The organism is Kytococcus schroeteri (assembly GCF_002847825.1).
GTDB classification, from domain to species: Bacteria; Actinomycetota; Actinomycetes; order Actinomycetales; family Dermatophilaceae; genus Kytococcus; species Kytococcus schroeteri.
In genome coordinates this window covers 152,937-167,460 of the sequence record NZ_PKIZ01000002.1, presented here as the reverse complement: position 1 = coordinate 167,460, position 14,524 = coordinate 152,937, and the positions used below count along the sequence as shown (strand labels likewise).

General features: G+C 72.4%; 13 protein-coding genes. 2 read left to right on the top strand and 11 right to left on the bottom strand.

Annotation, left to right across the window (positions count from 1 at the left end; genetic code table 11):
* Positions 1-33: 33 nt before the first annotated feature.
* Positions 34-2,256, bottom strand: a complete 2,223-nt coding sequence (locus CYJ76_RS01930) for an NADP-dependent isocitrate dehydrogenase (RefSeq protein WP_070703214.1) — start codon at positions 2,254-2,256, stop codon at positions 34-36.
* Between the two features lie 421 nt (positions 2,257-2,677).
* Here CYJ76_RS01930 and CYJ76_RS01925 point away from each other — a divergent pair, with 421 nt between their 5' ends.
* Positions 2,678-3,259, top strand: coding sequence for an NADPH-dependent FMN reductase (locus CYJ76_RS01925; RefSeq protein WP_070703215.1), 582 nt, complete (start codon positions 2,678-2,680; stop codon positions 3,257-3,259).
* Positions 3,260-3,440: 181 nt separating this feature from the next.
* Here CYJ76_RS01925 and thpD read toward each other — a convergent pair whose 3' ends face one another.
* The 6 genes from thpD to CYJ76_RS01895 form a co-directional block, all read right to left on the bottom strand.
* The gene (gene thpD / locus CYJ76_RS01920) at positions 3,441-4,373 is read right to left on the bottom strand and encodes an ectoine hydroxylase (protein WP_101849087.1); all 933 of its coding nucleotides are present in this window, start codon (positions 4,371-4,373) and stop codon (positions 3,441-3,443) included.
* Between the two features lie 137 nt (positions 4,374-4,510).
* Positions 4,511-4,927, bottom strand: a complete 417-nt coding sequence (locus CYJ76_RS01915; RefSeq protein WP_101849086.1) for an ectoine synthase — start codon at positions 4,925-4,927, stop codon at positions 4,511-4,513.
* Between the two features lie 105 nt (positions 4,928-5,032).
* Positions 5,033-6,346, bottom strand: coding sequence for a diaminobutyrate--2-oxoglutarate transaminase (gene ectB, locus CYJ76_RS01910; protein WP_070703218.1), 1,314 nt, complete (start codon positions 6,344-6,346; stop codon positions 5,033-5,035).
* Between the two features lie 49 nt (positions 6,347-6,395).
* Positions 6,396-6,905 carry a diaminobutyrate acetyltransferase gene (ectA, locus tag CYJ76_RS01905; protein WP_238138114.1) on the bottom strand — a complete coding sequence of 170 codons (510 nt, stop codon included), beginning with the start codon at positions 6,903-6,905 and terminating at the stop codon, positions 6,396-6,398.
* Entirely contained in the window at positions 6,902-8,008 is a 1,107-nt protein-coding gene (locus CYJ76_RS01900; protein ID WP_101849085.1) for an aspartate-semialdehyde dehydrogenase, read from the bottom strand. Before CYJ76_RS01900 ends, ectA begins: the two co-directional genes overlap by 4 nt.
* A 13-nt stretch (positions 8,009-8,021) precedes the next feature.
* Entirely contained in the window at positions 8,022-9,314 is a 1,293-nt protein-coding gene (locus CYJ76_RS01895) for an aspartate kinase (RefSeq protein ID WP_070703220.1), read from the bottom strand.
* 212 nt (positions 9,315-9,526) lie between these two features.
* Here CYJ76_RS01895 and CYJ76_RS01890 point away from each other — a divergent pair, with 212 nt between their 5' ends.
* Positions 9,527-10,444, top strand: coding sequence for a universal stress protein (locus tag CYJ76_RS01890; protein ID WP_070703221.1), 918 nt, complete (start codon positions 9,527-9,529; stop codon positions 10,442-10,444).
* 75 nt (positions 10,445-10,519) lie between these two features.
* On the opposite strand, the gene CYJ76_RS01885 is transcribed toward CYJ76_RS01890, so the two are convergent.
* The 4 genes from CYJ76_RS01885 to CYJ76_RS01870 form a co-directional block, all read right to left on the bottom strand.
* Positions 10,520-11,263 (bottom strand): type 1 glutamine amidotransferase, encoded by a 744-nt coding sequence (locus CYJ76_RS01885; RefSeq protein WP_070705560.1) that lies wholly within the window; start codon positions 11,261-11,263, stop codon positions 10,520-10,522.
* Between the two features lie 82 nt (positions 11,264-11,345).
* The gene (locus CYJ76_RS01880) at positions 11,346-12,533 is read right to left on the bottom strand and encodes an ABC transporter ATP-binding protein (RefSeq protein WP_083323638.1); all 1,188 of its coding nucleotides are present in this window, start codon (positions 12,531-12,533) and stop codon (positions 11,346-11,348) included.
* Entirely contained in the window at positions 12,530-13,576 is a 1,047-nt protein-coding gene (locus tag CYJ76_RS01875) for an ABC transporter ATP-binding protein (RefSeq protein ID WP_070705559.1), read from the bottom strand. The genes CYJ76_RS01880 and CYJ76_RS01875 overlap by 4 nt, the downstream gene beginning before the upstream one ends.
* 5 nt (positions 13,577-13,581) lie before the next feature.
* A complete protein-coding gene (locus tag CYJ76_RS01870) occupies positions 13,582-14,520 on the bottom strand; it encodes an ABC transporter permease (protein ID WP_070705558.1) in 939 nt (312 codons plus the stop codon).
* Between the last annotated feature and the right edge of the window lie 4 nt (positions 14,521-14,524).

Sequence of the window (14,524 nt, the reverse complement as noted above, 5' to 3'; positions counted from 1 at the left end):
GTGGGGTGCGGCCCGTCCTGCAGCGGCGGGTGCTCAGGCGCTCATGCCGTCGATGACCTCGTTGAAGGTCTTCGAGGGACGCATCACCGCGGAGGTCTTGGCCTCGTCCGGGTGGTAGTAGCCACCCAGGTCCGCCGGGGAACCCTGTGCGGCCAGCAGCTCGCCGGCGATGGCCTCCTCGGCCGCGTCGAGCTTCTCGGCCACCGGGGCGAAGGTGGCGGCCAGGTCGGCGTCCTCGCTCTGGGCGGCCAGCTCCCGGGCCCAGTACAGGGCCAGGTAGAAGTGGCTGCCACGGTTGTCGATCTCGCCCACCTTGCGGCTCGGCGAACGGCCCTCGTCGAGCAGCGTCTCGGTGGCGCGGCCCAGGGCGTCGGCCAGCACGGCGGCCTTCGGGTTGCCCTCGTGCTCGGCCACGTGGCGCAGGCTCTCGGCCAGGGCCAGGAACTCACCCAGGGAGTCCCAGCGCAGGTGGTTCTCCTCGGTCAGCTGGTCCACGTGCTTGGGGGCCGAGCCGCCGGCACCGGTCTCGAACAGGCCACCGCCGTTCATCAGCGGCACCACCGACAGCATCTTGGCGCTGGTGCCCAGCTCCAGGATGGGGAAGAGGTCGGTGTTGTAGTCACGCAGCACGTTGCCGGTGACGCTGATGGTGTCCTCGCCGGCGCGGATGCGGTCCAGCGAGAACTGGGTGGCCTCCTCCGGCGCCATGATGCGGATGTCCAGGCCCTCGGTGTCGTGCTCCTTGAGGTACTTCTCCACCTTGGCGATGAGCTGCGCGTCGTGGGCGCGCTCGGCGTCCAGCCAGAACACGGCCGGGGTCTGCGAGGCGCGGGCGCGGGTCACGGCCAGCTTCACCCAGTCGCGGATCGGCTCGTCCTTGGTCTGGCAGGCGCGCCAGATGTCACCCGGCTGCACGGCGTGCTCCATGAGCACGGTGCCCGAGGAGTCCACCACCTGCACGGTGCCGGCGGCCGGGATCTCGAAGGTCTTGTCGTGGGAGCCGTACTCCTCGGCCTTCTTGGCCATGAGGCCCACGTTCGGCACCGAGCCCATGGTGGTGGGGTCGAATGCGCCGTGCTCCTGGCAGTCCTCGATGACGGTCTGGTACACGCCGGCGTAGGAGGAGTCCGGGATGACGGCCAGCGTGTCCTGCTGCTCGTCGTCCTTGTTCCACATCTGTCCGCTGGTGCGGATCATGGCCGGCATGGAGGCGTCCACGATGACGTCGCTGGGCACGTGCAGGTTGGTGATGCCCTTGCGGGAGTCCACCATCGCCAGGTCCGGGCCGTCGGCCAGACCCTTCTCGATGGCGGCGCGGATCTCGTCGGCCTGCTCGGCCGGCAGCTGGTCCAGGCCGGAGAGGATGGCGGCCAGGCCGTCGTTGGGGGAGAGGCCCGCGGCCTTGAGGGTCTCCCCGTGCTGGGCGAAGACCTCCGGCAGGAAGGCGCGCACCACGTGGCCGAAGATGATCGGGTCGGAGACCTTCATCATCGTGGCCTTGAGGTGCACGGAGAACAGCAGGCCCTCCTCCTTGGCCAGCTGCACCTGCTCGGCCAGGAAGCGGTCCAGTGCGGCCACGTCCATGCAGGTCGCGTCCACGACCTCGCCGTCCAGCACCGTGATGCCGTCCTTGAGCACGGTGGTCTGGCCGTCGGCGCCCACCAGTTGGATGGTGAGGGTGTCGTCGCCGTCGATGGTCACGGACTTCTCGTGGCTGAAGAAGTCGTCCTCGCCCATGGTGGCCACGCGGGTGCGGGAGTCCTCGCCCCAGGCGCCCATGGAGTGCGGGTGCTTGCGGGCGAAGTTCTTGACGGCCTGGGGGGCACGGCGGTCGGAGTTGCCCTCGCGCAGCACCGGGTTCACCGCGGAGCCCTTGACGGCGTCGTACTTGGCGCGCACTGCCTTCTCGGCGTCGGTCTGCGGGTCCTCCGGGTAGTCCGGCACGGCGTAGCCCTGCGCCTGCAGCTCGGCCACGGCCTCCTTGAGCTGGGGCACGGAGGCCGAGATGTTGGGCAGCTTGATGATGTTGGCGCGCGGCGTGGTGGCCAGCTCACCCAGGTTGGCCAGGGCGTCCTCCACGCGCTGGTCCTCGGCGAGCTCCTCGGGGAACTGGGCCAGGATGCGGGCGGCCAGCGAGATGTCGCGGGTCTCCACGTCGATGCCGGCGGCCCCGGCGAAGGCCTCGACGATCGGCTTGAGCGAGTAGGTCGCCAGGAGCGGCGCCTCGTCCGTCCGGGTCCAGCTGATGGTGGCCATCTGTCGTGTTCTCCCTCGTCTCGGGTGGTCCCGCCCCGCTCCGTGGGCGCGCGGCACCACGGGGCGCGGTGCGTGCGAGTGGGGCGGTACGGGTGGCGTACTGGTGCCCCAGCCTAGTTGGCCGCCCGATGCGGTGCCCACGGTCGTCCCCGATCAGCCAGTTCCGCACCGGTGCGGTTCTCGATGGGGCGGTGGCCCCACATCGGCACCGGTGCGGTTCTCGACAGTCGAGTTCGGCACCGGTGCTGAAGTCGGAGCGGCGGCAGGCCCAGATGCGCACCGGTGCGGTTCTCGAGGCGGGGTGGCAGGCCCAGATGCGCACCGGTGCGGAACTCGGGGCGGGGTCCCGGCATGATGGGGGACAGGTCACCGGTCCGGTGCGTCCGCCGGGGCCGACCCCGCCCCCCACTCCTGGAGAGTCATGCGCATCGCCGTCGTCATCGGATCCACCCGCCCCGGCCGCAAGGGCGAGGCCGTCGGTCGCTGGGTCGCCGAGCAGGCCACCGCCCGCGTGCAGGCCGGCGAGGCCGCCGAGGGCGTGGAGTACGAGCTCGTCGACCTGGCCGGGTTCGACCTCCCGCTGCTCTCCGAGCCCACCGTCCCCGGTGCGGCCAACGGCCAGTACGAGAACCCCGCCACCGCGGCCTGGGCCCGTACCATCGCCCCCTTCGACGGCTACCTGTTCGTGACCGCCGAGTACAACCACTCCATCCCGGCAGCGTTCAAGAACGCCTTCGACGTGCTGTTCGTGGAGTGGCGCCACAAGGCCATCGGTTTCGTCGGCTACGGCGCCGCCAACGGCGTGCGCGCGGTGGAGCACTGGCGCGCGGTGGTGGCCAACGCCTCGATGCTGCAGGCCCGCAACCAGGCCGGCGTCAACGTGTTCACGGCCTTCTCGCCGGACGGCACCTTCACCGCCCCGGAGGAGCTGGTGACCACGCTGCGCACCACCCTCGGCGAGCTGGAGGAGCTCACGGCGCTGGCTGCCTCGCGCCGCGCCTGACAGAGCGCCTGCCGGACGCGCACGACGCGTGGGTGGGGCGATCTGTCACGGTCACCCCACCCACGCGTCATGAGGGCGGGCGCTGGCTAGGCTGGCCAGCACGATGCCGGGCCATGTGGCCGGGCCAGCCCGCCCACCGGGCCGCGGCGCCCTCACCCGGCCACCAGCCCGGTCAGCCGGCTCAGTCCGCCTGCAGCACCTCACGGTGCTCGCGGGCTCCGAGGAACTCCGGCCGCGGGGCCGGGGCGGCGTAGGGCTCACCGCAGGCGTTGTCCGCCGCCGTGAACACGATGAACACGTTCGACCGCGGCGCCGGGGTGACGTTGCCGTTGGACGCGTGCATGCAGTTCGAGTCGAACCAGGTCGCGCTCCCGGCCCGGCCGGTGAGCACGTCGATGCCGAACTCGTCGTACATGCGCGTCAGCACGTCCGGGTCCGGCGTACCGGCGCCCTGGGCCACCAGCGAGGACTTGTAGTTGTCCCGCGGCGTCTCCCCGACGCAGGAGACGTAACGACGGTGCGAACCCGGCATGATCATCAGCGGCCCGTTGTACGGGTGGTTGTCCGTCAGGGCGATGGAGACGCTGATCGCGCGCGGCGAGGGCATGCCGTCCTCCGCGTGCCAGGTCTCGAAGTCCGAGTGCCAGGAGAACGGCGCCCCGCCGAAACCGGGCTTGAAGTTCACCCGGCTCTGGTGGATGGTCACCGGCCCGCCCAGCACCTGCTGTGCGCGGCGCACCAGCCGCGGGTCGTGCGCCACGGAGCGGAACAGCTCGTTGGTGCGGTGCACCTCGAAGACCGAGCGCAGCTTCCCCGAGGCCGCCTCGGTAATGGTGCGCTCGTCGGCCAGCACCTCCGGGTTGCGGGAGAGCTCGTCCAGCTCGGTGCGCATCCGCTCGATCTCCGCAGGCGTGAACAGGTCCGGCACCTGGGTGTAGCCCCGCTGCTCGACCTGCTCCAGCTCGTCCCCCTCGAAGGGGCCGTCCTGGGGTCCGCCGGCGACGACCGGGTCGCGGCGCTCCAGCACGGCGGGGCGGTCGGCCAGGCGGGTGGGGTAGTGGTCGGTGCGGCTGTCGGCGGCGGTGCGGGTCGTGTGGTTCGGGGTGGTCGTCACGGTGTGCCTCCTCGCATCACGCGGTCGGGTGGTCTGTGGTGTTCTTCCTCTCGGCGGGAACGACCGATCGGGCACCACGGCACCTGCCGCGGTGCCCGATCGGTCGGGCTCGGGGACGTGCCCCGGGGTCCGTCCAGTCAGCCCTGCGGGGTGTCCAGGCGGTTGCCCTCGGCGTCCAGCAGCGGGTACACGCCGTGCTCGTCGTGCACCTCACGGCCGGTCACCGGCGGGTTGAAGGTGCACACGCAGTGGATGTCCTCCTCCACGGTCACGGTGTGCTTGTCGTGGTCGTTGAGCAGGTACATCGTGTCCGGGCGCAGCTCGAACTCCTCGCCGGTCTCCCGGTTGGTGAGCGTGCCCTTGCCCTTGTAGACGTACACGGCCTCGATGTGGTTGGCGTACCACATGTCGGTGCTCGTACCGGCCTTGAGGATCGTCTGGTGGAACGAGAAACCCACGCCCTCGTCGGCCAGGAAGAACCGGCGGGAGCGCCAGTTGCCGTGCTCGACGTCGTTCTCGGTGCCGTTGAGCTCCTCGAGGTGGATGACCTTCATGCTCGTCTCCTTCGTCGTGTCGGTCGGGTCAGGGGGTCGGGTCAGGTCGGTCGATGGGGGCGGGCGCCGGAGGTGTCCCGGCGCCCGCGTCAGGGGGTGGGGCGCTCAGGCCCCCACGGCGGCCACGGACTCGGCCAGCACGGCCAGTGCGCGGTCCACCTGCTCCTCGGTGACGTTCAGCGGCGGCAGCAGCTTGACCACCTCGCTGGCGGGGCCGGAGGTCTCCACCATCAGCCCGCGCTCGAACGCAGCGGCGGCGATCTTCTCCGCGGCCTCGGTGTCGGCGAACGCGATGCCGCACATCAGCCCGCGCCCGCGCACCTCGGCCTCGCCGGAGGCCTTGCCGGCCAGCTCGGCCAGGCCGGCGTGCAGGCGCTCGGCGGTGGCGCGCACCCCGGCGGCGAACGCGTCGTCGGCCCAGTAGGTCTCCAGGGCCGCCGCGGCGGTCACGAAGGCGGGGGTGAACCCGCGGAAGGTGCCGTTGTGCTCGCCGGGCTCCCACTGGTCCAGCTCCGGGCGCACCAGGGTCACCGCCAGCGGCAGACCCAGGCCGGAGAGGGACTTGGACAGGCACACCACGTCCGGGGTGATTCCGGCCGGCTCGAACGAGAAGAACGTGCCGGTGCGGCCGCAGCCGGCCTGCACGTCGTCCACGATGAGCTTCACGTCGTGCTTGGCGCACACCTCGGCCAGCTGCTGCACCCACTCCATGGACGCGGCGTTCAGGCCGCCCTCGCCCTGGACGAGCTCCACGATGGCGCCGGCGGGCAGGTCGTCCCCGGCCTGCGCCCACGCGGCGTCCAGCGCCTCGAGGTCGGCCAGGTCCGCCGAGGCGGCGCCCTCGTGCCCGTCGTAGGCCACCTGCGTCACGTCGGTGAGCGGCACACCGGCGCCGGCGCGCTTCATCTTGTTGGCGGTCACCGACAGCGAGCCCAGGGTCATGCCGTGGAAGCCGTTGGTGAAGGACACCACCTCGGTGCGGCCGGTGGCCTTGCGCACGGCCTTGAGAGCGGCCTCCACGGTGTTGGTGCCGGTGGGGCCGGGGAAGAGCACCTTGTGGTCCATGCCGCGGGGCTCCAGCACGGTGCGGGTGAGGGCCTCCAGGAAGCGGCGCTTGGCCGGGGTGTGCATGTCCATGGAGTGGATCACCACGTCCTGCGAGAGGTGCTCCATGAGCGCGCCCTTGAGCGCCGGGTCGTTGTGTCCGTAGTTGAGGGCGCCGGCGCCGGCGAAGAAGTCCAGGTAGGTCTCGCCGGTCTCGGTGTGCTGCTCGGCGCCGCGGGCGGTGGTGAAGACCACCGGCCACTGGCGGCAGTAGGAGCGCACGGAGGACTCGCGCGCCTCGAAGATGCTGGTGTCCCCCGCGGTGTGCGGGGTGGTGGTGCTCGGGGAGTTCGTGCTCGGGGTCGTCTGGGTCATGTCGTCCCTCCTGGGAAGTCGGTCGGGCGTCCAGCGGGTGGTCGGGCGCTCAGGGGGTGCGCCCGGGTGCAGCGGCCGCCGGGTCCAGCGGCGCGATGTGGTGCAGCAGCTCGGCGTCGTGCACGTCGTCGGTCGGGAAGTGGGCCGGGGTGATGAACTCCGTCACCTCCTCGGTGGCGCCGTGGCGGCGGGCGAACCCGGCGAACAGCGCGTTGGAGGCGTCGTTGTCGGCCGTGACGGTGGTCTCCAGGGCGGTGGCGCCGGTGGCCTCCACGGTGGCCTGCAGCATCCGCCCGGCCACCCCCTGCCCGCGCTGCGAGGCGTCCACGCCCACCTGCCACACGAAGAGCGTGTCCGGTGCGGCGGGGCGCAGGTAGGACATCACGTAGCCCACCACCTGCCCGTCGGCCTCGGCCACGGTGCTCGTGGCGCCGAAGTCGTGGGCCATGAGCAGGTAGGCGTAGGAGGTGTTGAGGTCCAGCACGCCGGAGTCGCGGGCGATGCGCCACATGGCGGCGCCGTCGTCCATCGTGGGGCGGCGCAGGATCAGCTCGCTCACGCGCCCACCCCCTGCTCCAGCAGCACCTCGGCCACCTGCACGGCGTTGAGGGCGGCGCCCTTGCGCAGGTTGTCACCGGCCACGAAGAGCACCAGGCCCCGGCCACCCTCGACGGACTGGTCGGTGCGCACGCGGCCCACCAGCACGTCGTCGCGGCCCGCGGCCTCCAGCGGGGCGGGGACCTCGGCCACGGTCACGCCGGGCGCCTCGGCCAGCTGCTCCAGCGCGCGCTCGGGGGTGAGCTCGCGGGAGAAGCGGGCGTGCACGGCCAGGGCGTGGCCGGTGAACACCGGGACGCGCACGCAGGTGCCGCTCACGGCCAGGTCCTCGATGCCGAGGATCTTGCGCGACTCGTGGCGCAGCTTCTGCTCCTCGGAGGTCTCGCCGGACCCGTCGTCCACGAGGTCGCCGGCCATGGCCAGGGCGTTGAACGCGATGGTGCGCGGGTAGGTCGAGGCCGCGGGCAGGGTGCCGTCCAGGGCGGAGCCGTCGTGCACCAGCTGCTCGAGGGCGCCCTCCCCGGCGCCGGTGGCGGCGCGCACCTGGCCCGCGAGCTCGTCCACGCCGGCCAGCCCGGAGCCGGACACGGCTTGGTAGGTGGCCACCTGCAGGGCCTCCAGCCCGGCCTCGTCGTGCAGCACCTTGAGCACCGGCATCGCGGCCATGGTGGTGCAGTTGGGGTTGGCGACGATGCCCTTGGGGCGGTCCTTCGCCGCCTCGGGGTTCACCTCGCTGACCACCAGCGGCACCTCGGGGTCGCCGCGGAAGGCCGACGAGTTGTCGATGACCACGGCACCGGCCTCGGCGAAGCGGGGGGAGTGCTCGCGGGAGGTGCCCCCGCCGGCGGAGAACAGCGCGATGTCGATGCCGCGCAGCTCCTCGGTGGGGGTGGCGGCCACGTCCTCCACGGTGAGGGTGCGGGTGGCGCCGGTGCCGTCGGTCCACTCCACCTGCTTGCCGGCCGAGCGGGCCGAGGCGAACAGGCGCAGGGTGCCCACGGGCACCTTCCGCTCGGTGAGCAGGCGCAGCATCACGGTGCCGACCTGGCCGGTGGCGCCGACGACGGCGATGGTGGGGGCGGTGTCGTTCTGGGTCGAGTCCATGGGGTCGTCCTCCTCACCGACCGGTGCCGGCGTGCACCACGGCCGTCTGGTCGCTGTCGAGCCCGAACGCGGTGTGGATCGCGCGGGCGGCGTCCTCCACCTGGTCGTCGGCCACGACCACGGAGATGCGGGCCTCGGAGGTGGTGAACATGTTCACCGTGATGCCGGCGTCGGCCAGGGCCTTGAGCAGCATCGCGGGCACCTCGGCGTGGGAGCGCACGCCGTGGCCGCTCACCGAGACCTTGCCCACGTTCTCGTCCACGGCCACGTGGGCGAACTCCAGCGCGTCCTGCTGGGCCTCCAGGGCTTCCCGGGCGCGCTGCGCGTCGTCGGCCGGCAGGGAGAACGAGAAGTCGCACAGGCCGTTCTCGCGGGCGGTGTGGGTCTGGCCCAGCACGTCGATCACGGAGACCACCTCGGAGATGGCGGCGAGGATCGAGGCGGCGCGGCCAGGCTTGTCCGGCACGTTGACGACGGTGAGCATGGCCTGGTCGTGCGTGTGGGCCACGCCCTGGATGAGGGGTTCCTCCACGGGGTCCTCCTGGGGGTCGAGGTGGTCGGCGGGCACCTGGTCGCGGGAGGCGCTGACCCAGGTGCCGGGTTGGTCGGTGAAGCTGGAGCGGACGTGCAGGGGCACGTCGTGGCGCTGGGCGAACTCGACGGCGCGCAGGTGCAGGATCTTGGCGCCGTGGGCGGCCAGCTCGGTGGCGTCGGCGTAGCCCATCCACCCGATGCGGTGCGCGGTGGGCACGATGCGCGGGTCGGCGGTGAACATGCCGTCCACGTCGGAGTAGATCTCGCACACGTCCGCCTCGAGCGCGGCGGCCACGGCCACGGCGGTGGTGTCGGAGCCACCGCGGCCCAGGGTGGTGGTGTGCTCGTCGGCGGTCCAGCCCTGGAAGCCGGCGACGATGGCGACCTGCCCGGCATCCAGGCTGGTGCGCAGCCGGCTGGCGTCGATCTCGGTGATGCGGGCCGAGCCGAAGGCGTCGGTGGTGCGCAGCCCGGCCTGCCGGCCGGTGAAGCTCGTGGCGGCCACGTCCATCTCGTGCAGGGCCATGGCCAGCAGGGCGATGGAGATCTGCTCGCCGGAGGTGAGCAGCTGGTCGAGCTCGCGCTGGCTGGGGGAGTCGGTGATCTCGCGGCTGAGGTCGAGCAGTTCGTCGGTGGTGTCTCCCATGGCCGAGACGACGACGGCGACGTCGTGTCCGGCGGCCCGGGTGGCGGCGATCCGCCGGGCGACGCGCCGGATGCTCTCGGCGTCTGCCACGGAGGACCCGCCGTACTTCTGGACGACGAGGGACATGCACTCTCCAGGGGTCGGGGGCGGGGTCATCGTGCGATCTGGCTCCCTCGACCATAACGAGGGGTCATGATCGAGTCACATCGGGCGTCACCACATATGGGGTGAGAAGGGTCTCGCCGGCCCGCGGGAATGCACGCCGCGTGACCCACCGGACCCCCTCGTGGCCGCGGGCTGCCGCGGCATAGGCTGGCGGTACACAACAGGGAGGCACCATGACCGAGCACCGAGCCAGCACCGTCCCGCAGAACGCCGTCGTCGTGGGGGTCGACGGCACCGACCGCGACCGCGCGGTCGTGGAGTGGGCCGCCCGCTCCGCCCTGCGCCGCGGGGTGGGGCTGCACGCCGTCCACGCCCAGGAGACCATGGCCACCGCCTATGCGCCGGTCGGCTTCGGCATGGACGCCCCGCTGCTCACCCAGGCCGGCGACGAGGTGGACGAGGGGGCCGAGGTGCGCCAGCACGTCGAGGACATCCTCGCCTCGCTCGACCGGGCCCCGGAGCTCACCTTCAGCGCCCCGTGGAACACCGGCTCCCAGGCCCTCTTGGAGGCCGAGGAGCACGCCCAGCTCATCGTGGTGGGCACCGCCCGCAAGCACGGCCTCACCCGCTTCCTGCTGGGCTCCACCAGCCTCACCGTCGCGATGCACGCGCGCTGCCCCGTCATCGTCGTGGGGCCCGAGGGCGTGCCCCCGGAGAAGGGCCTGCTCGTGGTGGGCGTGGACGGCTCGCGCGACTCCACCAAGGCCCTGCGCTTCGCGATGCACGCGGCCTCCAACTGGGGCCAGCGGGTCCGCGCCGTCACCACCTGGAACATGGCCGTGGTCAACGGCTACGTGGTCACCGAGCCGGACTCCCAGGAGTGGAAGGACATCGTGGCCGACCTCGAGAAGTCGGTGCAGGCGCAGGTGGACCAGGTCCGCGCCGACGAGCCGGCGCTGGCCGACGTGCAGGTGGAGGTCACGGCCCTGCACGGTCGCCCCGTCACCGCGCTCACCGAGGCGTCCGCCGAGGCCGACCTCGTGGTCGTCGGTTCCCGCGGCCGCGGCGGCGTGGCCGGCGCCCTGCTCGGCTCGGTGAGCCAGGGCGTGCTCGCCGAGGCCCACTGCCCGGTCGCCGTCCTCACGCACTGAGCGGCACCCCTGCACGCCGCGGCCCCCTCCCGGTGCTGGGAGGGGGCCGCGGCGCGTCGTGGCGGGGACGGGGACTCAGGCGCGGCTGGCCGCCCGCTCCTCCACCTGGTCGGCGAACCAGTGCGCCAGCGGCGTCCACGTGGCACGCAACCGGTCGCCCGCCTCGCCCACGCGGCGCGCGGCCTCGGCCACGTCGATGCCGTCCTCACGCACCTGCTCGGCGCTCGGCTTGTCCACGGTCCAGGCGTTGAAGACCACCGGACCCGCCTCGGGGTGCCCCTGGAAGCCGATGCCGTGGCGGCCGTAGCGGGCGGCACCGACCGTCCCGTCGGGGGAGGTGGCCAGCACCGTGGCCGCTGTCGGCAGCTCGGTGACCACGTCGTTGTTCCACATCACCACCTGCTCGCCGCCGAACGGGGCGGTGGCGGGGTCCTGCTCCCCGGCGGGGGTGAGCTCCACGGTGGCCAGACCGGTGGCGTGGCCGTGCGGGTTGGGGGCCACGCGCCCGCCGTGGGCAACGGCCATGAGCTGGTGGCCCAGGCAGGTGCCCAGCTGCGGGACGCCGGCCTCCTCGGCGGTGAGCAGCAACTGCTTGGTGGGGGTCAGCCAGGCGAAGCGGTCGTCGTCGTGGGCGCCCATCTCGCCACCGAGCACGAGCAGGCCGTCGGCGGCCCCCAGGCGCACCGAGGCGTCCTGCGGCCAGCCCTCCCAGGCGCGGATGACGTCGAGCTCGATGCCGCGCGAGGTCCACACCTCGCCGAGCAGGCCGACCGGGCAGTTGTCCTCGTGCTGCACCACCAGGATGCGGGGGTTCGTCATGCGCCGACCCTACGCCCAGAGGGCCGGGACCCCTGTGCGACGGGGGTCCCGGCCCTCTGGGCCGTGCGGTGGGCGGCCGGCGTCAGGCCACGGTGTCGCGGGCGGTGAGCCCGGCGTCGGCGGCCTGCTGCACCACCTCGGCCTCCACCCGCCGCGGCTGGATCTCCCCGTGGACGATCCGCTCCACGTGGTGGCAGGCCACCGTGTGCGAGGCCGAGACGCCCGGCAGGTCCACGGTGCGCAGCGCGGGCCGCTCGGTGGAGCAGCGGTCCTCCTGCACGAACGGGCACCGGGTGCGGAAGCGGCAGCCCGAGGGCGGGTCGGCGGGGGAGGGCAGGTCGCCGGAGAGCAGGATCTGCTCGCGGCTGTCCTCCACCACCGGGTCCGGCACCGGCACGGCCGACATCAGCGCCCGCGTGTACGGGTGCAGCGGCTCGGCGTAGAGCTCCTCGGCGTCGGCCTCCTCCACCAGCCCGCCGAGGTACATGACGCCCACGGTGTCGGAGATGTGCCGCACCACGGCGAGGTCGTGGGCGATCACCAGGTAGGTCAGCCCGCGCTCGCGCTGCACCGTGCGCAGCAGGTTGATGACCTGCGCCTGCACCGAGACGTCGAGGGCGGAGACGGGCTCGTCGGCCACGATGAGCTCGGGGTCCAGCGAGAGCGCCCGGGCGATGCCGATGCGCTGGCGCTGTCCGCCGGAGAACTCGTGCGGGTACTTGCCCAGCGCGCTGGCCGGCAGCCCCACCTCGCGGAGGAGGTCCTTGAGCTTCTGGCGGGCCGCCGCCTTGTCCTTGGTCATGCCGTGGGCGCTCATGCCCTCCCAGAGCAGGGACTCCACCGTCTGCCGCGGGTCCAGCGAGCCGTAGGGGTCCTGGAACACCATCTGCATGTGGCGGCGCTGCCTGCGCAGCTCCTCGCCCTTGTACTCGGTGAGGTCGCGTCCGGCGAAGTGCACGGAGCCGTCGGTGATCGGCTCCAGCTGCAGCAGCGCCCGCCCGAAGGTGGACTTGCCGCAGCCGGACTCGCCGACCAACCCGTAGGTCTCACCGCGGCGGATGGTCAGGCTCATGCCGTCCACCGCCTTGACGTGGCCCACGGTGCGGTCGAACACGATGCCGCGCTTGATGGGGAAGTGCACCTTGAGGTCGCGCACGTCCACCAGCAGGTCGTCCTGCCCGGTGCGCCCCGCGTTCCCGGCCCCGGCGGGGACACGGGTGTCCTCACCGGCGGCCACGGTGCCGTCGAACTCGTCGATGCTGGTGCTCATCGCGCCTCCTGGACGGGGTTGAAGCAGCGCAGCCGGCGGTCGTCGGCGACCGCGTCGTCGGCCACGAGCTCGGGGCTCTGCCGGGTGCACAGCTCCACCGGCTGGCTGCAGCGTGGCGCGAAGGCGCACGCGCTGGTCCACGGCAGGTTGTCCACCACGGACCCGGGCACCGGCGTCAGCTCGGCGCCGCGATCCCCCTCGAGGCTGGGGATGGAGCCCAGCAGCCCGGTGGTGTACGGGTGGCGGGGGTGGGCGAACAGCGGGTGCCGCTCGCCGCGCTCCACGACGCGGCCGCCGTAGAGCACGTTCACCTCGTCGCACAGCCCGGCGACCACGCCCATGTCGTGCGTGATCATGATGAGCGCCGTGCCGGAGTCGCGCACGAGGTCCTTGAGCAGCTGCAGGATCTGCGCCTGGATGGTCACGTCCAGGGCGGTGGTGGGCTCGTCGGCGATGAGGAGCCGCGGCTCGCAGGCCAGCGCCATGGCGATGAGCGCGCGCTGGCGCATGCCGCCGGACAGCTGGTGCGGGTACTCCTTGAGGCGCCGGTCCGGGTCGGGGATGCCCACCTTGTCGAGCATCACCTTGGCCTGCGCCATCGCCTCCTTGCGCTTCAGTCCCTTGTGGCGCTCGATGACCTCGCTGACCTGCAGGCCGATCGGCACCACCGGGTTCAGCGAGCTCAGCGGGTCCTGGAAGATCATGGCCAGGTCGCGTCCGCGGCGGTCGCGCATCCTGTCGTAGCCCAGCGGCAGCAGGTCGGTGCCCTCGAAGAGCACCTGGCCGGAGACCTTCGTGCCGCGCTCGGGCAGCAGGCCCATGACGGCCAGCGAGGTCACCGACTTGCCGCAGCCGGACTCGCCGACCAGGCCCACCGTCTGGCCGGGGTGCACGTCGAACGAGACGCCGTCCACGGCCGTGAACGGCTCACGTCCGCGACGGTGGAACTCCACGGTGAGGTCCCGCACGGAGAGCAGCGGCTCGCCGGGGCGGCTCGGACGGTCGGACGGGTGGGCGGACGGGCGGGTGGCGGGGGTCGCCATGCGCGTCACCTCCGGCTCTTCGGATCGAGGGCCTCACGCAGCGCCTCGCCCATCAGCGTGAACCCGAGGGCCACGACGATGATGCAGAGGGCCGGGTAGACGGCCATGTGCGGGTAGGAGTCGATGAATTCCTGGGCCTCACCGAGCATCTGGCCCCACTCGGGCCGGCGGGTGTCGGCGGCACCGACGCCCAGGAAGCTCAGCGCTGCGGCGTCGATGATGGACGTGGCCATGACCAGGGTGGTCTGCACGATCACCGGGCCGAGCGCGTTGGGGATCATGTGCCGGAACACGATGGGCCCGAACTTCACGCCCGCGGCCCGCGCGGCCAGGATGTGGTCGCTGTCGCGCTGGGCCAGCATCGAGCCGCGCAGCAGGCGGGCGAAGATCGGCACCTGCACGATGGCGATGGCGAGGATCACCGTCTTGAGCGTCGGCTGCGAGAACAGGGCGGCCACGGAGAAGGCCATGAGGATGGACGGGATCGAGAGCATCACGTCCACCACACGCATGACCAGCGCGTCCACCCAGCCACCGAAGGCACCGGCCAGGGTGCCCAGGACGAGGCCGCCGAGCAGGCCGCCGGCGGTGGCCAGCACGCCCACCATGAGCGTCTGCTGGCTGCCCACGATGAGGCGGCTCAGCAGGTCGCGCCCGCTGTTGTCGCCGCCGAGCGGGTGCCCGGGGGCGGCCTCGGGGATGGGGGTGGAGGGGGTCACCGAGTCGAGCATCACCCCGGCGATGGGGTCGTGCGGGGCGACCCACGGGGCCACGAGCGCGAGCAGCAGGAAGGCCACCACGATCGCCAGACCGATGAGGAAGGCGACGTTGGTGCGCAGGCGCCGCCAGGCACCCATCCACAGGGACTCGCCCTTGGCGTCGTCGACGGTGCCCGCCTCGCGGACGGACTGGTCGACCAGGGCACTGGGATTCGGCTGGGTCATGGCG